The organism is Streptomyces sp. V3I7 (assembly GCF_030817495.1).
In the GTDB taxonomy this organism is placed as follows: domain Bacteria; phylum Actinomycetota; class Actinomycetes; order Streptomycetales; family Streptomycetaceae; genus Streptomyces.
This window is the reverse complement of sequence record NZ_JAUSZK010000001.1, coordinates 2504168-2522309: the sequence shown is the minus strand read 5'-3', so window position 1 is coordinate 2522309 and position 18142 is coordinate 2504168. Positions and strand designations below refer to the sequence as shown.

Below are 18142 nucleotides of genomic sequence, written 5' to 3'. Positions count from 1 at the left end.
GGAGCACAACCCGAGAGCAGGTGACCGTGGAAGCAAGCGAGGACTTCGGTCCATGGCTGGCGCGGCAGTTGAAGCTCGCCGACATGACGCAGACCGAGCTGGCCCAGACCGTGGACGTGACGCGTGCGGCGGTCTCGGCGTGGATCACCGGACGGGCCACCCCGCGACCTGAGACGATCGAACGTATCGCTCGGGCATTGAACACCGATCTGGCCACGGTGCACACCCGCACCGCCGACACCCAGGCCGGCCTCCCCGTCGGCTGGTACCACCGTCCCGGACACGCCGACGGCGGCCGCGAGTTGGGCAATGCCGCGGCGTTCGCCTTCGACGCGGACGTGGAGGTGCTCGCAAGGGAGACCTGCCAGAACAGTCTCGATGAGCGGCTGACCGCCAACGGGCAACCTGTACGTGTCCGTTACACCCTGCACGAACTCACCGGCGAGACCCTCGCGAGGTTCCGAGAAGCGATCCGGTGGGACGACCTCTACCCGCACTACGTGACGGCTGCCGCCCAGGAACAGAAGGTCGGCCGGGTCATCGACTCCGGGCTGCGGGACATGTACGAGCACGACCGGCTTGTGCTGTTGCGGGTGGACGACTACAACGCCGCCGGTCTGACGGGCGACGACTACGACGACGGCCGCTTCGCGGCAGTGGTGAGGCGTCAGCTCGACAGCCACAAGTCCGGTAGTTCGGCGGGCGGTTCGTACGGTCTGGGCAAGGCCACTCTGTGGGCCACCAGTCGACTCGGCCTCGTACTCATGAACTCCACGCTGTCCGAACCGCACGAGGGCCGGACCGAACGGCGACTCATCGGGCGGCTGGACCTGCCGTGGCGTCAGGTGGACGGCAGCGCGTGGGCAGGGCCGGCGTGGCTCGGGCGACCCGACCCCGACTCGCCGGGAGCCGCCGTGGCACGCTCCTGGTGGGCGGACGAGGAGACGGTCGCTTCCCTTCATCTGACGCGTGAGAGCGGTGAGCCCGGGACATCGTTCCTGATCGTCGGAGCCCACGACGTGGCGAGCCTCGTGGATGCCAACCGCGTACCCGATGACGACGAGGGCGATGACGACGACAGCATCCATCGGATGCATCGCAGGCTCGTGCAGGCGCTGGGCAAGAACTTCTGGGCGGCGATGACGGGGGGTGGCGACCGACTGCCTCTGCTGGAGGCCTCCGTGCGCACCCTCCGCAACGGCGAGGTGGTCCTCCCGGAGGAGCGCGTCGACCCCACGGTGACACAGCCTTCGCGCACACGCGCTCTGAAGGCGTTCCTCGACGGCACGACCGTGGAACGGCTCACGGAATCCGGGCAGGTCGCCGCGACCACCGTGCCCCTGCAACTGCCCACCCGAGATGGCGGACGAGGCTCTCTGGGAGAGCACCGCGCCGTGCTTCTGGTGACGGACGCCGAGGACGCCGACGGCAAATCCAATCGTGTCGCGGCCATGCGAGGCAATCGCATGACGGTACGGGACGCCGCCGTCCCCGGATTGCCGTTGTCCATCAACCCGTTCCAGGCCGTTTTGTTGGCCGGCGATGCCGCGGGCACACAGGCCCCGTTCGCAGCCGAGGCAGAGGAGTTCCTTCGCGCCGCTGAGCCCCCGGAGCACAACAAGTGGGGACAGACCGAGGAGCTCACGCTCACCTACTCGCCCTCGGCGTACCGGCGCATAGCCTCCCTCACTCGGGAGACCAATGCGGCGATCAAGGAGCTGGTGGTCCGTCCCAAGAAGAAGTCCAAGGCAGGGGGAGGGCGCCTGGCTCCGAAGCTGACCGTGGGCTCGGCGAAGAAGGCGCGTCGCCTGTCGGCGGCGACGCTGCCTGTACTGGAGGAACTGGACGCTCAGTTGCTCGACGGCGGAGCCTGGCAGGTGATCGGCGAGATCAGGATTCCTGCCGGTGGCCACACCTGGCGGCTCGCCCCGGTGGCCAAGTTCGACGTACGCTCCGGGCCGCGGCCCACCATCGAGTGGGCCGAGCTCGTCGGAGTGAACAACTGCCAGGTGGTGGACGGCACCCTGCGTCTCTCCGACGAAGCGCGTTCAGCGACGTTCCGCGGAGTGACGGATCCCGCGACACACGCCGTCAGGTCGAGTCTGAGCGGGCTCGTCGTCGAACTGCGCACCGGTGAAGGGGAGTCGCTGTCATGAAGGTTTTCCCGTACCCACGCCTGCGCGGCACGGTCTCCCTGCGGGTTGACGCGGCGAGTGTGAAGGCGCCCGAACAGCCCCGCGAGCGGCTCGACTCCCGCGCGCGCTCCGTGATCGAGCGCGCCGTCGCACTCGGCCTGGCGGAGACGGAGGACTGGGAGAGCGCCACCCTGGCGATCTCCGCCACGATTCCTTCGAAGGCCACCGAGCCGGGCGGCCCGTGGTCCGATGTCGTGGTGGCCGCGGTGCTGGCCGACAGGACGACCAACATGCGTGTCACGTCCCGGCTCGCCCCCGAGGTCGAGGGCGGCCGGGAATGGCGCGGTGAACTGCAGGTTCTGCGCGCGGATGTTTTCGACCGCGCCTCACTGACGGTCCAGGTGGTCGCGACGGTCGACGGGGTGCCCGGACGGATCATCGCGGAAGCGGCTGACGAGTGGATCGTCGACGTGCGGAGCGACACCCCGACACGGGAGCAGAGCTTCGACATCAAGGAAGTCGGTTTCGCCAAGGGCCCGAGCTGGCTGCGGAGCTTCACCGACGCCCCGTGGATCGTGAACGCGTCGGGCACGCTGCCCACCGTGCATATCAACACCGACTTCGAGGGTATGACGGACGTCCTCGGCGCCGAGGGAAGGGGCCCCGAGGGTTTGGTCAATGAACTGATGGTGTCCCAGATGGCCGCCGACGTGTGGATCGCCGTGTTTCATTCGGCCATCGGCGATCTGGAGATCGAGGACGACGGCACACCGCTGTTCCCGAACGGTTGGCAGGGCGAGGTGCTCAGGGAGATGCTCCCCGATGTCGTGCCCGACCGCACTCTCGAGGACGCCCTGCGTGAGGTGCACCGCCGGCGTGTGGGTGCGACGGGGTGGACAGAACTGCAGCCGCGCATCCAGTACGCGGCGATGCGAAGGGCCGAGGTGCCCAGGGTGCTCTCGGAGACCGTACGCGGTCTGGACAAGCTCAAGCGTGAGGACGAGGCATGACGGAGAGGCCCGACCAGCTGCCCGAGTACCTGGCGCGACTGGCCGACGAGAACGCGGCGAGGTTCATCACGGACGGGTTGCTGTCAGGGAAGGACAACGTCCCGTCGATCGCTCTGAACCAGGCTTCCGAGCCGCTGCCCGAGACCCCTCGGACGCGACTTCGCGCGATACGGGACCTGATCGACGACGCGATGTACACGTACCGCGACGACCGGCCGACGCAGGTGGACGCCTGGCTCGCGCCACGTCTGCACGCCGTCCTTCGGCTGACGCGTGCGGAGGCCGCGGACTCCGCGCTGTGGAACTACCTGGCCCTCGGTGTCGCTCCCGACTTCGTCGTCTGGCGTCACCGTTCCGAGACGAAGACCGTCAACGCCCGCTACTTCAAAGGGCCCTATCACAAGCAGGCCTTCGCCCGGCTCTGGTGGTCGGCCGAACTGTTCCGTAACGGCTCCGACTATGAACCGGTGGTCACCGCCTGTGGCAACCAGGACATGTTGAACACGGTGCTGAGGTTGGACGTCATCGATCACCGCCCGACGGCGCAGGCGCTGGTCCGGCTGCTGAAGAGGGACGTCGTCCGGACGGGCCGTGATGCGAACGCGCTGGGCAAAGCCGTCAACACGGCGGCCGCGACTCTGATGTACGACGTGATCGCGCCGGACGTGGAGCGGGATGCCGGGGCTGTCCAGAGGTGGATCGACGAGGGTGAGCAGGGTCTCTCCGTGCACCATCGCCCTCTTCCTCATGGCCCTGTCGAGGAGCACGCCCCCGAGGCATCGGTGGATCGCCTGACGGACCACTTCGCGGAGTTGTTCGCGGACGCGCCCGTGCGCGGGAAGGACGAGAGCGAGGAAGCAGTGGACGAAAGCTGATCCGAGCAGTCCTGGCCGGTGTCCTCTCTACAAGTGGGGAGGACGCCAGGTCCCCAGTGCTTTGATGGCTCGCTGCTTGTGGTCCTCGTCCAGTTGCAATGCTGTGCACAGGACGTGGATGGCCAGGAGCGGCGGGATCGCGTTGCCGATCTGTTGCGCGACGTCGGTGCCTCGCCACGGGTACTCGGCAGGAAAGGTCTGCAGTAGGCCGGCCTCGGGAAACGTGAAACGGTCCTGTTCCGGCCCCAGTTCAGGTTGATCGCCAGCGTCGTAGCCTTTGAGGTCGAACACCCTGTTGCGCAGTACCTTGCCGGTGACCGTGGCGGCCGGATCGTTGGAGGTGCGGAGTCCTCGTTTCTCGGGGTCACCGCCCGAGCCGTAGTTGGAGCGAACGACGAATTCCGTGGAACGGGAGTCCTTGAGTGTGTCGCCCATGGAGACCCACGGCTTCCTCGCGGCGGGGGCGGGATCCGGGGTCTCGAAGGGCAGGTTCTGCTGAACGTCACTCGTCGGCGCCGTGTTTTCAGGCGCTGCGGAGAGGCGCTTCACCCCCTTGCGGTAGCGCTGGTGCGTCAGGGGTGGGAACTCGACACCTTTGCCTGCGCTTCCCCGGTAACGGGCGATCAGTACCGCGCGGCGACGTGTCTGTGGCACCCCGTACTCCTCGGTGTGCAGGATGTGGCAATCCGCGTCGTATCCGAGCTCGCGAAGGATGTCGCGGTAGTGCTTCCAGACGGGCAGGACGGTCGGCACCTGCTCCAGCACCACCACCTTGTAGGGGTCGGACTTGAGCATCTTCTCGACGATCCACCGCAGGGGCTGGAGTACGAGCCCGGTGCGCTCGTCGGCCCATGACAGCATGCGAGCTGTCTGCTCGACCATCGCCCAGTTCTTCTCCAGCTCCCCGACGTTCTTGCTCTGCCCCACGAGCTGGGCCAGGTGCTTCACGTCATCGAGATGTTTGTGTCCCTCGCGGTTTCCTGCCACGGAGTAGGTCTGGCAGGGGGGCCCGCCGGTGAGGACGCTGGCCGAGGCGACCTCCGGGTCGAGCGGGTTCAGTTTTGCCACGTCCCCGATCTCGGTCGTCCGCAGGTTGGCGGCACGCCGGGTGACTCGAGTCGATTCGTCCCACTCCACGCCGATGGTGGGGATATTGAGCACCTCGGCTGCGATGTCGAGGCCGCCCGGTCCCGCGAAGAGGTCGACGATGACGGGCGGATCCTGATTCGCGTCGGGATGAGGTGCTCGGGTCATGAGGTGGAAGTGTAGCTAGCCGTGGATCGTGTCCATCGCCTGTATCATGCGGCCGGTCGCGAACCTGCCACTTCTGATCTGACCTGGAGATTCATCGTTCAGGATCGGAGTGCGTGGGCTATGGCCCGGCCGAGCGCCTCGCCCACCGGTGGCGGGGAGGCATGGCCGATCTGCCGGTATCGGGCCGTCTTCTTTCCAGTGATCTCCCAGCCCTCGGGGAAGCTCTGGAGCAGGGCTGTCTGGTCCACCGTGAGCTGCACCATCCCGTCTTTGCCGCGCTCCGGCGCCCACACGAATTCGGGCCCTGGGAGCTCGTTGCTCAGCGAGTGGGCGTTCACCCCCAGGCCAGCCCACTTCCGCTTGGTTCCGGAAGGCCCCAGGTCCGCCCCACCGTGGCTTTTCGAGCCGCCGACCAGGGTCGGAGCCACGGCGATTGCTTGGGCTGCCCATCGGTCGGCGTCCTTCCAGCCACGCGAGCGCATGGACGGCGCCAGGGCCTCACCGACCGAGACATGGTCGGCCACGGTGGGGGAAGGCGAACGGAAGGAGGGGTGCCACGTTTTCTTGATCGCCACCAGTACCCCCTGCTTGCGATCCTGTGGCACTCCGAAATCCGCAGCGTTGAGGACGAACCAGCTGAACTCGTAACCGAGATGATCCAGTTCGGCACGGGCGAACTCGCGGAAGTCGCGGAACCTGTCCCCGTGTACGAGGGTGGGCACGTTCTCCATCAGCAGCGCCCGGGGCCTGATGGCGTGGGCGAGGTAGACGGCTGCCCTCAGGAGCCGCTCCTCCGCGCCCGACTCGGCCCGAGCGGCGGTGGCGCTGGACTTCACCCGAGGCAGTCCCGCGGACAACAGATCCACGTCGTAGCTCTCCGGATGCTCGCTCGGGTCGAGATCCAGAAGGTCCGCTTGGAGCACGTTCCACCGTGGTCGGTTGGCCCGCAGGGTCCGGCAGGAATCGGCGTCCTCGTCCAGCAACAGGCTCGGTTCGAAGCCAGCCTGCTCCAGTCCGAGGGCGAGCCCGCCGGCCCCCGAGCACACGTCGACAAAGGTCAGCCCACTCATCGCTTGTTCCCCCGTCTTTGCTGGGCCCTCCGCTGCTTTACCACCGCCGCAATGCGCCATGCCACGTCTTCTGCAGTTTCATGCTCCCAGAACCGCAGCACTTCCCACCCGGCGGCCACGAGGTGCTCCGTGGTCTCCGCGTCCCGCGCCATGTTGCGATCCAGCTTCTGCCGCCACCACTCTGCGTTCCACTTCGGATGCGTGGCGTGTTCGGGGCAACCGTGCCAGAAGCATCCGTCGATCAGGACCGCCACCTTGACCGATGTGAATGCCACGTCGATCCGGCGTCGAGCCATGCCAGGCACCGGGTATTCCACGCGGTAGCGCAGCCCGGCCGCGTGGAGCAGGCGACGGACCGCCAGTTCGGTAGCCGTGTCCTTGCTGGCTTGCCTGCTCATGCGCGCCGAGACGGCAGGCGACAATGGCTTCATCGTGCTCAAGGCGGCTGTGCCTCACGATCGTGACTCGATCCTTCGGTTGATCGCCGAGTCAGGCCGGACCGAGACGATCGCGTGGACGAGGTGGGCAAGGCGAGACCGAACGTCATCGCGAGCCCACACGGATCGACCGAACCGCTGCGCTACGGCTGCGGCATCAATTCCATCACGGAAGCGAGTCCGGCCGCATCGGGCTGTTGGCCGGGTGGTCGTCGACCTTCAGGCGTCCAGGTCCCCGTGGCAGGCACTGTAGGTCCGCCCCACCCCACACCAACACCCATCCCCCCGCTGCGGAGGCCAAGCCACAGCCCGTCCCCGCGCCGCCAGCGTCGTCGCGTACTGGGGCAGTAGCGTCACGTCCGCCGGGGATGACGCCTCCGATGCCGCGAAGGCTTCGTAGGAGGGGACCGTTCCCGTGACGATTCCCAGGTTCGCCGTGCCGGAGGACGCCAGTTCCCGCAGGGACGCCTCTATCGTCGCCAGGTGCCGGTCATGGGAGGGGTATTCCGTGGACAGGGATGGGTACGCCGCCACCAGTTCGCCCAGTTCGTTCGCCGGCCAGTGGAGGACCGCTACCGGGAAGGGGCGGGACAACGCCTCGCGGTAGGTGTCGAGTTCGGCCTTGAGGCGGGCGATCTCCGCCGCCAGGTCCGCCGGGTTGTCCGAGCCGAGGGACCATACGCGCTTGGGGTCGTGCAGTTCGTCCAGGGAGACGGACGCGGAGTGGAGGGTGTCGGCCCGCGAGTCCCAGTCGTCGTGGGGCAGGCCCAGCATCCTGCGGACGCGGTGGCGGCCGAAGAGGAGGGAGCGGACGTCGTGCGAGGGCTCCGCGGCGTCTGTGAGGAAGAGGCGGGCTCCCTCCGTGAACGTGTCCTGGGCCGCTTCCAGTTCGTCGTGGGCTTCCAGCGACTCGGCCACGATCACCCAGGGAGCCGGGTCGCGCGGAGCGGAGGCGCGGACTCCGTCGATGATGGCGCGAGCCTCGGCCTCGTGACCGTACTCCCAGAGGTTCGCGGCCTTGAGGGCCCGTACCAGGTGGGGGTTCTCCAGTTTCCTGGAGGAGGAGAGGAGGCTGTCGTAGAGCGTGGTCGCGGCGGGGCGGTCACCGGAGAGTTCCAGGTGGGCCGCGGCCTGGAGGAGCAGGGCCTCGGCGTCCTCGGGATACAGGCCGGCGGCTCGCTCCAGACGTGCCGCTTCGTTGGTGTGGTCGACGTTCTCGGCAGGCGTGTCGGGGCGCATGGGTGACACCGTACTGCCGAGCGGTGACATGAGGAGAGGGAGCACCGGATGGCCGGCCTTCGCAGGCAGAGCCGGGCAGAGCGGAGCCGGCAGAGCAGAGCCGGCAGAGCAGAGCCGGCAGAGCAGGCCCGCGGGGCAGGCCCGCGGGGCAGGCCCGCGGGGCAGGCAGCGCAGGCAGGGGCACACCGTGCCGTCGTCCCTGACGCTTCCGGTATGACGTCGTCGGCCCTCCTGACATCAACCGGCGCCGGCCCTTCCCCGCTCCCGCAGCACCACACCCGCCGCTCCCACCACGGCCAAGCCCGCCGACACCACCATCGCCACATCCGCGCCCCGCGCCAGACCTCCGCCGGACGACGTGGCGAGGGCGATCGTCAAGGCCACGCCCGCACATGAGCCGATGTACCGGAACGTCTGCTGGGCCCCCGCGCCCATGGCCGCCCGCTCGGGCGGTACCGATTCCACCGCCAGCGAGGGGAGCGCCGCGTTCAGCAGGCCGCTGCCCACCCCGCCGATCACCAGACCCGGAAGGAGCCGGGGCCACGACCCGGTGTCCAGCGCGCCCAGCATCGTCAGTGCGGCGACGGCGTGCAGCAGGAAGCCGGTTGCCAGTTGCCGGCGTGGGGCCACCCGGCCCGCAAGCCGCTTGACCTGCAAGGCCACGACGAAGGACAGGCCGGACCAGAGCAGGAACAGCCAGGCCGTGTCCATGGCCGACAGGCCCGACGTCCGTTGCAGCAGCGCCGGTAGGAAGCTGAACAGGCCGATCACCGCCAGGCCCGTGAACAGGCCGCCCGCGGAGGACGCCAGGAAGCGGGGGCTGCGCAGCAGGCTCAGTTCGATCATCGGAGTCGGTACGCGCCGCTCCACGCGGGCGAAGACACCGAGCAGCACCACCGCCGCCGCCAGCAACAAGCCCACCGGCGCGCGCAGCCATCCGTCCCGCCCCAGCGTCAGTGCGGCCACCAGCGCCACCAGCGCCAGGCCGAACGCCGCCGCTCCCGCGATGTCCGGACGGCCGCCCCTCGGGGCGCGGGACTCCGGCAACCTGCCTGCCCGCGCTCCCAGTCCGGCGACCACCAGCGCCGCCGCGCCGAGGGCGCCGTACGCCCACCGCCAGTTCGGCATCGCCCCGGCGAGCAGGGGGCCGGTCGCGATCCCGCCGCTCACGAAGGCGCCCCAGATGCCCGTCGCGTGCAGTCGTCCCCGCGGTGTCGGGAAGGCCGTCACCAGCAGGCCCAGGCTGCACGCCAGGATCGCCGCGCTCGCCGCGCCCTGGGCGACGCGGGCCACAGTGAAAGCCCAGGTCGACGTGGCCAGGCCGCCCAGTGTCGTCGTCAATCCGAGGGCCAGCGTGCCGTACAGGAAGACGCGACGGCGGCCGTAGTCGTCGGCCAGGCTGCCGTCCACCAGGAGCAGCGCGGCCAGTCCCAGGGGGGTGCCGTTCAGGAGCCAGGCCTGTGCCGACAGGGGAGTGTGCAGGTCCGCGGCCGTGTCGGGCAGCGTGACCATCGGCGCCGTGTAGGTCATCAGGGCCACGACCGTGGCGGCGCTGGTCAGGGCGAGCGTGACCTTCGGGCGCGGGGGCCGCCCGGCTTCCGGTGCGCTGAGCGGTCTGCTTCGCTCGCGAGCTTCCTTCATGGTTCGTTCATTGAACCTAGGCATGGGGGTAGCCTAGCATCATCAGTTCGGTCATTGAACTGACTCTTACGGATATGGCTAAGGTGGACGCCATGGCACTGGGCAAGGACTACGCGACGCAGGAGTGCTCCATCGCACGCGCGCTGGAGGTCGTCGGCGAACGCTGGACCCTGCTCGTCGTTCGCGACGCCCTCTATGGCGTCCGCCGCTACAACGACTTCCTCGTCCATCTCGGCATCCCGCGCGCCGTACTGGCCGCCCGTCTCCAGACCCTCACCGCAGAGGGGATTCTGGAGAAGCGGCGCTATCAGGAGTCGCCGCCGAGGGACGAGTACGTGCTGACCGACCGGGGCATCGGCCTGTGGCCGACCCTGCGCGCGCTGGGCCTGTGGGGGCGCGAGCAGTTCACCGGGACCCGTCCGCTGCGCTACTTCCGGCACGCGGATTGCGGCACCGAACTCGGCCCCTACGGAGAATGCGGCGCCTGCGGAACCGTCGTACCCGTCGAGGACGTCCTTATGGAGCCGGGCCCCGGACTCGATCCGGACCCGGCGGATCCGGTCAGCCGGGTACTCCTCAGGCCCAAGCGGCTGCTGGAGCCCCTCGCGACCGAGGACGCATAGCCCCGACCGAGGCGCGTAGTCGCGGCGGTAGGGCAAGTGGGCGGGAGGAGGGCGCAGTTGATGATCCGCAGCTGGATCGGCACGCGCCCCGCCGCCGTACTTCTCCTGCTGGTCGGCATCGCCCTGATCGACACCGGTGGCCTCTCCGCCACCGTCGCCCTCGCCGCGACCGCCGCCGCCGGTTCCGCGTTCGCCGTCTGCTGTCTCGTCGCCGCGCGCTGCGCGCCCCTCGTGCCGCCGACCCGGATCCGTACGGCCATCCGCGACCGCGACCGCCGTACGGCCTTCCTGCCGCAGCGTGATCCCGACGCCTCCGGCCGACCGCGGCCCAGGGCGCCCGGGCACGCCCTCCCGACGGCCACCGCGTAGGGCACACCGCACACCGCTCCACCGCACACCGCCCAGCTGACCCCGCGCGGGTCGTCATGCCGCCATGCACGTACATCGTCACCCGGCACGACGAGACCCACGGAGGGCTCACCCATGTCCGTTTTCGCCGATCTTGTCGGGCAGTTCGCCGAGCTGCTCGAACCGCTGCTGCACGCCTCCGCTGCCGCCGCCGCGATCGTTCTGCTCACCGCGTTCGTACGGCTCCTGCTCCACCCGCTGTCCCGGGCCGCCGCGCGCGGGCAGCGGGCCCGGGCCGCGCTCCAGCCGCGTGTCGCCGAGCTGCGGACGCGGTACCGGAAGGACCCGCAGCGGCTCCAGAAGGCCGTACTGGAACTGCACGCCGAGGAGAAGGTGTCGCCGCTCTCCGGGTGTCTGCCGACGCTGGTCCAGATGCCCGCGTTCTTCCTGCTCTACCGCCTGTTCTCCAGCACGACGATCGGCGGCGAGAGCAACGGCCTGCTGGCACACCGGCTGTTCGCCGCGCCGCTCGGCGCGCGGTGGGCCGATGCCCTCGCGGGCGGTGGGGTGTTCGGGGCGGCGGGAGTCGTGTACCTCGCGCTGTTCGCGCTCGTCGCCGCCGTCGCTACCTTCACCTGCGTCCGTACGGTCCGTACGGCGCGCAGAAACATCACCGACGGTCCGGCGGCGGCCGGGAGTGACGGGGTGCCGGGGCTCGGCGCGGCCGCCAAGGTGGCGCCGTTCCTGCCCTACTTCACCCTCGTCACCGTGGCCGTCGTCCCCCTGGCCGCCGCGCTCTACGTCGTCACCAGTACGACGTGGAGCGCGGTGGAGCGGGCGGTTCTCTTCCGCTGAGCACCCCTGTGACAGCCGGCAGTTGAGCCCCTACGACAGGAGGTCCGCCAGCCTGCGCCACTCCTCCAGTGGCAGGCCGTCGCGTGATCCGTCGCCCACCACCTGCAGCGCCACATGGTCGGCGCCCGCGTCGAGGAAGGCCTGGACGCGGGTGCGGACGCGGTCGTCGTCGCCCCAGGCGTACACGGCGTCGATGAGGCGGTCGCTGCCGTCGTCGGCCAGGTCGTCCTCCGTGAAGCCGAGGCGGAGGAAGTTGTTGGTGTAGTTGGGGAGCGCCAGGTACATGGCCAGGTGCGCGCGGGCGGCGGCGCGGGCGCGGGCCGGGTCGGTCTCCAGGACGACCTTGAACTCCGGGGCGAGCAGCGGGACTTCGCCCAGCACCTCGCGGGCCTCGGCCGTGTGCTCGGGGGTGACGAGATAGGGGATCGCGCCGGCCGCGCGGTCGGCGGACAGCTGGAGCATCTTCGGGCCGAGGGCCGCGAGGACCCGGCGGCCGGCGGGGACACCGGCCTCGTCCAGCGCGTCGAGGTAGGCGACCATGGCCGAGTACGGGCGCCGGTACTGCTCCGCGAGCTTGGCGTGGCTCGCGCCGAGGCCGAGGACGAAGCGGCCGGGGTGGGCGGCGTCCACCTCGGTGAAGGCCGCTGCGCTCGCGTCGGCGTCGTACTGCCAGATGCTCTGGATGCTCGTGCCGACCACCAGCCGTGAGGTGGCGTCGAGGAGGGGCGCGGCGTGCCGGGCCGCGCTGCTGCCGCCCAGCCAGGCGGCGCCGTAGCCCAGCTGCTCCAGCTCGGCGGCGGCCTCGGCCAGTTCGGTGCGCAGGGCCGGGTCCTCGGAGCGCAGACCGGCGCTCCAGACGCCGTACCGGCCGATGGCCTTCTTGAGGGTGTCCGGGGTGTCCTTCGGGGCGGTGCTCATGGGGGCGTTCCCTCCGGGTGGGTGTCGTTCCATGATCGCTGTGGCGTACGACAGGCCCAACCGGAGGGAGCCGCGGGTTAATCCCGTCGTGCGGCTGCCTGACCCAGGAACCGCTCCAGCGCCTCCGCCACCATGCGATGGTCCTGGAGCTGCGGGAGGCCCGAGACCGTGACCGAGCCGATCACGCCCACGTTCGCGACGGTGATCGGGAACGAGCCGCCGTGCGCCGCGTACGTGTCGGGGTCGAGGCGGGAGGACTCCTCGAACGACGTGCCCTTGGCGCGGAAGCGGGCGCCGACCAGGTAGGACGCGGAGCCGTAGCGCTCCACGACGCGGCGCTTGCGGGCGATCCAGGCGTCGTTGTCGGGCGTGGAGCCGGGCAGGGCTGCGTGGAAGAGCTGCTGGCCCGCACGGTGGATGTCGATGGCGACCGGTGCCTGGCGCTCGCGGGCCATCTCCACGAGGAGCGAGCCGAGGGCCCAGGCGTCGTCGTGCGTGAACCGCTCGAAGACCAGGCGCCGTTCCTGCGCCTCCAGGTCCTCGATGCCCGGGGTGTGCTCGGCGGCGGCCGGGGTGCTCTGGGGGTGGGTCACAGCGTCACCGTCACTCCGTCGCGCGCGGACACGCGGGCCGCTTCCAGTACGTCGAGGGCGGCGGCCGCCTCCAGGGCGGTCACCGGGTTGGGGCCCGCGCCGGTGAGGGCCTTGGCCACACCCTCGTAGTACGCCAGGTAGTCGCCCGGCAGCGTCGGTACGGCGTCGCCGCCGCCCGTGAGCGGGGACTCGCCGGCGCCGAGCCGGCCCCACAGGGTCTCGGGCTCCGCACCCCAGTGGGGGCCGGGGCGCAGACCCTCGCGCAGGGCGGCCTCCTGCGGGTCCAGGCCGTACTTCACATAGCCGGCCTCGGAGCCCAGCACCCGGAAGCGCGGGCCGAGCTGGGCCGTGGTCGCGGAGACGTAGAGGTGGGAGCGGACACCGCTCGCGTGCGTGAGGGCGATGAACGTGTCGTCGTCCGTCTCGGCGCCGGCGCGGCGGACGTCCGCCTCGGCGTACACGTGCGTGACCGGGCCGAACAGGACCAGCGCCTGGTCGACGACGTGGCTGCCCAGGTCGTACAGCAGCCCGCCGATCTCGGCGGGGTCGCCGGACTCGCGCCAGCCGCCCTTGAGCTGCGGACGCCAGCGCTCGAAGCGGGACTCGAAGCGCAGGGCGTCGCCCAGCCTGCCGTCGGCGATCAGCTGCCGCAGGGTCAGGAAGTCGTTGTCCCAGCGGCGGTTCTGGAAGACCGAGAGCAGCAGACCGCGCTCCTCGGCGAGGGCGGCCAGCTCACGGGCCTCGGCGGCCGTACCGGAGACCGGCTTGTCCACCACGACCGGCAGGCCCGCCTTGAGGGCGGCGGTGGCCAGCGGTACGTGGGTCCGGTTCGGGGACGCGATGACGATCAGGTCCAGCTCGCCGGCCCGGTCGAAGAGCTCGTCGGCGGTCGCGGCGATCCGGACGTCCGGGAACTCGGCGCGGGCCTGCTCCTGCCGCTCGGGGTTGGCGGTGACCACGGTGTCGAGGGTGAGGCCCTCGGTCGAGGCGATGAGCGGGGCGTGGAAGACGGAGCCCGCCAGGCCGTAGCCGATCAGGCCCACACGGAGGGGGGCGCCGGTGGTGCCGGTCGTACCAGTTGTCATGCGTCCCACTTTCGCAACGCTGTTGCCATAGTGCAAGTGTCGGCGACAATGGGGGTGTGAAGCAGGTGACGGGCGTGGAGGACGGCGGCGGGAGCGGTGGCCGGGCGGCGGGCATAAGGGGGCGTACGGTCCGCGGGGTCCGGGTGGCCGGGGCGGTCAGGTCATCCGGGGTGAATCTGCTGGGGCTGCGCAGCCACAACACCGCGCTCGTGCTCGACCTGCTGCGGACGGCCGGGGCCGAGGGGATCAGCCGGCTCGAACTCGCCGAGCGCACCGGTCTGACCCCGCAGGCGGTCAGCAAGATCACCGCGCGGTTGCGCGAGGAGGGCCTCGCCGCGGAGGCCGGACGGCGCGCGTCCACGGGCGGCAAGCCGCGGACCGTGCTGCGGCTGGTGCCGGAGGCGGGGCACGCGGTGGGCGTGCACCTGGACCGGGACGAGCTGCGGGCGGTCCTGGTCGACCTCGACGGGACGGTCGTACGCGAGAGCCGGACCCCGGTCCATCTGGGCGGCGGGGGAGCGGAGGCGGTCGTCGAGGCGACGGCCCGGCAGATCGAGGAACTGCTCGCTGAGCCGGCCGTCCCCGTGCTCGGGGTCGGCGTCGCGCTGCCCGGACCCCTCGACCACACACGCGGCATCCTGCACCGCGTCACCGGCTTCCCCGAGTGGGACGGCTTCCCGCTGCGGGACGCGCTGGGCCGGCGGCTGGGGCTGCCCGTGGTCGTCGACAAGGACACCAATGCGGCCGCGTTGGGGCTTGCGGTTTCGGGGGCGGGGGCGAGGGTTGTGGGGGCGGGGTCCTCGGAAGTGGTGCCTGCGGAAGCGGGGGTTGGCGGATCGGGGGGTGTGGACGCGGGAGCCGGGGCCGAGACCGAGTCCGGCGGGGCCGGCGGTTCCGGTGTCCGGGGTGGCGGCGGGGGATCGTTCGCGTATCTGCATCTCGGTACGGGGCTCGGCGCGGGCCTGGTCATCGGCGGGAACGTGCACCGCGGGGCGCGGACCGGGGCCGGCGAGTTCGGGCACCAGGTCATCCAGCTCGACGGGCCGGTGTGCGAGTGCGGGAACCAGGGGTGCATCGAGGCACTGTGCCTCGCGGCCGTGGAGCGCGGGGACGTGGGAGAGGCGGCGCGGGTGCTCGGCGCGGGAGCGGCGAACCTGGTCGGGCTCCTCGACATAGACCTCGTCCTGCTGGGCGGCCGTACGGTCGACGCCGCGCCGGAGGAGTTCGTGCGCGGTGTCGCCGCCGTACTCGACGCACGCGCCCGGCGTGAGGGGGCGCCCAGCGGGGCGGTCCCGGTGCGGGTCGCCTCCGGCGGGGCTCGGGGGGTGGCGGAGGGAGCGGCTCAGTTGGTGCTGGGGTCGTTGTTCGGGCGGGGGGATGTGTGAGGCGGGGGCGGGGGAGGGTGAGCGACCAAGAGAACTCACCTCCGATCGAGCGGAGTTGGGCCGCCGATCGAGGCACCGTCTCGGCGCGGCTCCCCCGACCGCTCAACCCCCGCACCAGACTTCCGTGTTCATGCGACTGTGCACGCCCCTGTCCCTCTGCCTTGCCGCAGCCGCCGTCCTCCTCCCGCTGCCCCCGGCCATCGCGCACGCGGCGGCGAGTCCCGCCTGCGCCGGGTCCGACGGGCGCTCCTTCCCCCTCGCCACCCGCATCCACGGCGGCCCCGACACGTACGAGGCCGGCGGCGGATACGGCACCTGGTACATCGACCTCGCCAACACCGGCGGCGGCACCTGCACCGACGTCCACCCGGTCCTCGTCCTCGTCGACGACCTCCGCGTCCTCCAGGCGTCCCAGCCGCGGCTGGAGTTCTACGACGGGGCGCGGGCGTACCCCGTCCCGTTCGTGGCCACCGACGAGGACGAGCTGGTCGGGGCGTTCGACGGGGGCTTACCGGGGTTCACGGTCGGGCCCGGCAAGACCGTCACCGTGAAGGTGCGGCTCGCGATCGCCGCCGGCGCGGTGACGGACACGGTCACCGCGAACGCGGCCGTCGTGCAGCGGCACGGCGACGACGGTGACTGGATCGGGCAGTCCGACGACTACCGGTTCGGAATCACCGGTGGCGGTGCCGGTGCCGGTGTGGCGGCGACGCCCACGCGGCCCACCAGCAGCTCGGGCCCGGCCTCCCCCGCCGTCACCCCCGGCCCGTCGGCCAGTGCCGACCCCGGCGGCCTCTCCTTCGCCGACCAGCTCGCCCGTACCGGCCTCGTCATCCGCCTCCTCGCCCTGACCTCCGTCGTCTTCCTGCTCACCGGAACCACCGCGATGCTGCTGGCGCGCAGGCGCCGCTGACCCGGCGCCGGTCGGCCCGCGCCGTCAGACGAGGTCGACGAGGTCGGCGATGGAGTCCACCACCTTGGTCGGCCGGTACGGGTAGCGGTCGAGGTCGGCCTTGTTCGTGAGGCCGGTGAGGACGAGGAAGGTCTCCATGCCGGCCTCCAGACCGGCCAGGACGTCGGTGTCCATCCGGTCGCCGATCATCGCGCTCGTCTCGGAGTGCGCGCCGATGGTGTTCAGCGCGGTGCGCATCATCAGGGGATTGGGCTTGCCGACGAAGTACGGCTCCTTGCCCGTGGCCTTGGTGATCAGCGCGGCGACGGATCCGGTCGCCGGGAGCGCGCCCTCGGGGGAGGGGCCGGTGTTGTCGGGGTTGGTGGCGATGAACCGGGCGCCGTTGTTGATCAGCCGGATCGCCTTGGTCAGCGCCTCGAAGGAGTACGTCCGCGTCTCGCCGAGGACCACGAAGTCGGGGTCCTGGTCGCTCAGCACGTACCCGACGTCGTGCAGTGCCGTGGTCAGACCCGCCTCGCCGATCACATAGGCCGTGCCGCCGGGGTGCTGGCTGTCCAGGAACTTGGCGGTGGCCAGGGCGGAGGTCCAGATGTTCTCGACCGGCACGTCGAGGCCGATCCGGTTCAGCCGGGCGTGCAGATCGCGCGCGGTGTACATCGAGTTGTTGGTGAGTACGAGGAACGGGCGGTCCGACTCACGCAGTTTCTTGATGAAGGCCTCCGCGCCGGGCACGGGGATGCCCTCGTGCATCAGCACCCCGTCCATGTCGGTGAGCCACGATTCGATGGGCCTGCGTTCTGTCATGCGTACGGACTCCCGCTCTGCGCGAACGTGTGAGACGACCATGCTAGGCAGCCCTACGCCGGTGGTGACGGACGAACCCGGGATCCGGGGATCTCCGGCTCCGCGTTCCGTACCGGGTGCGGGTCCCCTTGGATGTTCCGTATCCGTCCCCGAATGGAGTAATCACCGCCGTCGCCGGATGCGGGCTTCCGGTGGGCGGGGGAGCCTCCAGTTATCTGGAGGTTTCACGATGGGCTCAATACGCCTCACTCTCTGCACAGGCCTGCTGACCGCCGTCGCACTGTCCCCGACCGCCGCCCTCGCGGCGGACGGCGGCGGAGTCTCCGTACCTCCGTCGGGGCCGCTCGCTCCGGTCCAGGGCGCCGATGTCGCCCTGTGGACGGACGCCTTCGCGGCCTACGGCGACCTCACCGGACAGGCGACCGAACAGACCAACCAGACCGCACAAACCAACCAGTCCAACCAGGCCGACCAATCCAACAAGTCCAACCAACCCAACAAGTCCAATCAGTCCAACCCGACCGACCAGCAGTCGGACCACGACAAGGGCGACGACGACTCCGGCCGCCAGTCGGACCACGGCGACAAGCAGGAGCAGCAGTCCGGCCGCGGCGACTCCTCGGACCACGACCAGCAGTCCTCGGGCCATGGCACGTCGGACGAGGCCGCGGACGACCAGGGCGACAAGTCGGACCAGCAGTCCTCCGGCGGCCGGCAGCCCGGCACCGGGCCCTCCGACGCACCGTCCAAGCCCTCGGGCGCCGCGTCGCCCACCGCTCCCGTGCCCGCGGGCGGCGGCGGCACCGCGCACCTCGCCTCCGAGGACGCCGCCCGCTCCGCCGGGCCCGGTACCGCCCAGACGGTCACCGGCCTGCTGCTGGCCGGGCTCGCCGCGGTCGCCGTCGGGCTGCGCACGGCCCGCCGCGGCCGCGGGTCCGCCTGAGAGCGCGGGTCACG

General features: G+C 70.7%; 18 protein-coding genes. 9 read left to right on the top strand and 9 right to left on the bottom strand.

Features of this window, described 5'->3' with window-relative positions; translation table 11 throughout:
* Positions 1 to 26 precede the first annotated feature (26 nt).
* From QFZ74_RS11750 to QFZ74_RS11740, 3 genes are read left to right on the top strand one after another with little or no spacing between them, the layout of a single operon-like run.
* Positions 27 to 2156 carry a helix-turn-helix transcriptional regulator gene (locus QFZ74_RS11750; RefSeq protein WP_307624124.1) on the top strand — a complete coding sequence of 710 codons (2130 nt, stop codon included), beginning with the start codon at positions 27 to 29 and terminating at the stop codon, positions 2154 to 2156.
* The gene (locus tag QFZ74_RS11745; protein WP_307620753.1) at positions 2153 to 3145 is read left to right on the top strand and encodes a hypothetical protein; all 993 of its coding nucleotides are present in this window, start codon (positions 2153 to 2155) and stop codon (positions 3143 to 3145) included. Before QFZ74_RS11750 ends, QFZ74_RS11745 begins: the two co-directional genes overlap by 4 nt.
* On the top strand, positions 3142 to 4020 hold the full coding sequence (locus QFZ74_RS11740) for a DUF6339 family protein (RefSeq protein ID WP_307620752.1): 879 nt from the start codon (positions 3142 to 3144) through the stop codon (positions 4018 to 4020). The genes QFZ74_RS11745 and QFZ74_RS11740 overlap by 4 nt, the downstream gene beginning before the upstream one ends.
* 27 nt (positions 4021 to 4047) lie before the next feature.
* On the opposite strand, the gene QFZ74_RS11735 is transcribed toward QFZ74_RS11740, so the two are convergent.
* The 5 genes from QFZ74_RS11735 to QFZ74_RS11715 form a co-directional block, all read right to left on the bottom strand.
* Entirely contained in the window at positions 4048 to 5274 is a 1227-nt protein-coding gene (locus tag QFZ74_RS11735; RefSeq protein WP_307620751.1) for a DNA cytosine methyltransferase, read from the bottom strand.
* Positions 5275 to 5372: 98 nt separating this feature from the next.
* Complete coding sequence (locus QFZ74_RS11730) at positions 5373 to 6344, bottom strand: DNA cytosine methyltransferase (RefSeq protein WP_307620750.1); 972 nt, start codon at positions 6342 to 6344, stop codon at positions 5373 to 5375.
* Positions 6341 to 6742, bottom strand: coding sequence for a very short patch repair endonuclease (locus QFZ74_RS11725; protein WP_307624123.1), 402 nt, complete (start codon positions 6740 to 6742; stop codon positions 6341 to 6343). The genes QFZ74_RS11730 and QFZ74_RS11725 overlap by 4 nt, the downstream gene beginning before the upstream one ends.
* A gap of 258 nt (positions 6743 to 7000) precedes the next feature.
* Positions 7001 to 8020, bottom strand: a complete 1020-nt coding sequence (locus tag QFZ74_RS11720; RefSeq protein WP_307620749.1) for an SEC-C domain-containing protein — start codon at positions 8018 to 8020, stop codon at positions 7001 to 7003.
* Positions 8021 to 8257: 237 nt separating this feature from the next.
* Entirely contained in the window at positions 8258 to 9685 is a 1428-nt protein-coding gene (locus QFZ74_RS11715; RefSeq protein ID WP_373462371.1) for an MFS transporter, read from the bottom strand.
* Positions 9686 to 9735: 50 nt separating this feature from the next.
* On the opposite strand from QFZ74_RS11715, the gene QFZ74_RS11710 reads away from it, so the two are divergent.
* The 3 genes from QFZ74_RS11710 to yidC all read left to right on the top strand — a co-directional run bounded on the left by QFZ74_RS11710 (position 9736) and on the right by yidC (position 11487).
* Positions 9736 to 10284 (top strand): helix-turn-helix domain-containing protein, encoded by a 549-nt coding sequence (locus tag QFZ74_RS11710; protein ID WP_307620747.1) that lies wholly within the window; start codon positions 9736 to 9738, stop codon positions 10282 to 10284.
* Positions 10285 to 10344: 60 nt separating this feature from the next.
* Entirely contained in the window at positions 10345 to 10653 is a 309-nt protein-coding gene (locus QFZ74_RS11705) for a DUF6412 domain-containing protein (RefSeq protein WP_307620746.1), read from the top strand.
* Between the two features lie 114 nt (positions 10654 to 10767).
* Positions 10768 to 11487 (top strand): membrane protein insertase YidC, encoded by a 720-nt coding sequence (yidC, locus tag QFZ74_RS11700; protein ID WP_307620745.1) that lies wholly within the window; start codon positions 10768 to 10770, stop codon positions 11485 to 11487.
* A gap of 30 nt (positions 11488 to 11517) precedes the next feature.
* Here yidC and QFZ74_RS11695 read toward each other — a convergent pair whose 3' ends face one another.
* The 3 genes from QFZ74_RS11695 to QFZ74_RS11685 form a co-directional block, all read right to left on the bottom strand.
* Positions 11518 to 12405 (bottom strand): LLM class F420-dependent oxidoreductase, encoded by an 888-nt coding sequence (locus QFZ74_RS11695; RefSeq protein ID WP_307620744.1) that lies wholly within the window; start codon positions 12403 to 12405, stop codon positions 11518 to 11520.
* 77 nt (positions 12406 to 12482) lie between these two features.
* Positions 12483 to 12998 carry a heme-degrading domain-containing protein gene (locus QFZ74_RS11690; RefSeq protein ID WP_307620743.1) on the bottom strand — a complete coding sequence of 172 codons (516 nt, stop codon included), beginning with the start codon at positions 12996 to 12998 and terminating at the stop codon, positions 12483 to 12485.
* Positions 12995 to 14083, bottom strand: coding sequence for a Gfo/Idh/MocA family oxidoreductase (locus QFZ74_RS11685; protein WP_307620742.1), 1089 nt, complete (start codon positions 14081 to 14083; stop codon positions 12995 to 12997). Before QFZ74_RS11685 ends, QFZ74_RS11690 begins: the two co-directional genes overlap by 4 nt.
* A gap of 56 nt (positions 14084 to 14139) precedes the next feature.
* On the opposite strand from QFZ74_RS11685, the gene QFZ74_RS11680 reads away from it, so the two are divergent.
* Positions 14140 to 15468: an ROK family protein gene (locus tag QFZ74_RS11680; RefSeq protein ID WP_373462370.1), complete on the top strand. Its 1329-nt coding sequence runs from the start codon at positions 14140 to 14142 to the stop codon at positions 15466 to 15468.
* Between the two features lie 130 nt (positions 15469 to 15598).
* Positions 15599 to 16381: a hypothetical protein gene (locus QFZ74_RS11675; protein WP_307620741.1), complete on the top strand. Its 783-nt coding sequence runs from the start codon at positions 15599 to 15601 to the stop codon at positions 16379 to 16381.
* A 24-nt stretch (positions 16382 to 16405) separates the two neighbouring features.
* On the opposite strand, the gene QFZ74_RS11670 is transcribed toward QFZ74_RS11675, so the two are convergent.
* Complete coding sequence (locus QFZ74_RS11670) at positions 16406 to 17185, bottom strand: HAD-IIA family hydrolase (protein WP_307620740.1); 780 nt, start codon at positions 17183 to 17185, stop codon at positions 16406 to 16408.
* Positions 17186 to 17414: 229 nt separating this feature from the next.
* Here QFZ74_RS11670 and QFZ74_RS11665 point away from each other — a divergent pair, with 229 nt between their 5' ends.
* The gene (locus tag QFZ74_RS11665) at positions 17415 to 18128 is read left to right on the top strand and encodes a hypothetical protein (protein WP_307620739.1); all 714 of its coding nucleotides are present in this window, start codon (positions 17415 to 17417) and stop codon (positions 18126 to 18128) included.
* Positions 18129 to 18142 lie beyond the last annotated feature (14 nt).

Excerpts from the sequence above, each read along its gene's own strand:
- QFZ74_RS11745 (WP_307620753.1), top strand. The coding sequence starts at position 2,153 with ATGAAGGTTTTCCCGTACCCACGCCTGCGCGGCACGGTCTCCCTGCGG.
- QFZ74_RS11740 (WP_307620752.1), top strand. The coding sequence starts at position 3,142 with ATGACGGAGAGGCCCGACCAGCTGCCCGAGTACCTGGCGCGACTGGCC.
- QFZ74_RS11735 (WP_307620751.1), bottom strand. The coding sequence starts at position 5,274 with ATGACCCGAGCACCTCATCCCGACGCGAATCAGGATCCGCCCGTCATC.
- QFZ74_RS11730 (WP_307620750.1), bottom strand. The coding sequence starts at position 6,344 with ATGAGTGGGCTGACCTTTGTCGACGTGTGCTCGGGGGCCGGCGGGCTC.
- QFZ74_RS11725 (WP_307624123.1), bottom strand. The coding sequence starts at position 6,742 with ATGAGCAGGCAAGCCAGCAAGGACACGGCTACCGAACTGGCGGTCCGT.
- QFZ74_RS11720 (WP_307620749.1), bottom strand. The coding sequence starts at position 8,020 with ATGCGCCCCGACACGCCTGCCGAGAACGTCGACCACACCAACGAAGCG.
- QFZ74_RS11715 (WP_373462371.1), bottom strand. The coding sequence starts at position 9,685 with ATGCCTAGGTTCAATGAACGAACCATGAAGGAAGCTCGCGAGCGAAGC.
- QFZ74_RS11710 (WP_307620747.1), top strand. The coding sequence starts at position 9,736 with ATGGCTAAGGTGGACGCCATGGCACTGGGCAAGGACTACGCGACGCAG.
- QFZ74_RS11705 (WP_307620746.1), top strand. The coding sequence starts at position 10,345 with ATGATCCGCAGCTGGATCGGCACGCGCCCCGCCGCCGTACTTCTCCTG.
- yidC (WP_307620745.1), top strand. The coding sequence starts at position 10,768 with ATGTCCGTTTTCGCCGATCTTGTCGGGCAGTTCGCCGAGCTGCTCGAA.
- QFZ74_RS11695 (WP_307620744.1), bottom strand. The coding sequence starts at position 12,405 with ATGAGCACCGCCCCGAAGGACACCCCGGACACCCTCAAGAAGGCCATC.
- QFZ74_RS11685 (WP_307620742.1), bottom strand. The coding sequence starts at position 14,083 with ATGACAACTGGTACGACCGGCACCACCGGCGCCCCCCTCCGTGTGGGC.
- QFZ74_RS11675 (WP_307620741.1), top strand. The coding sequence starts at position 15,599 with ATGCGACTGTGCACGCCCCTGTCCCTCTGCCTTGCCGCAGCCGCCGTC.
- QFZ74_RS11670 (WP_307620740.1), bottom strand. The coding sequence starts at position 17,185 with ATGACAGAACGCAGGCCCATCGAATCGTGGCTCACCGACATGGACGGG.
- QFZ74_RS11665 (WP_307620739.1), top strand. The coding sequence starts at position 17,415 with ATGGGCTCAATACGCCTCACTCTCTGCACAGGCCTGCTGACCGCCGTC.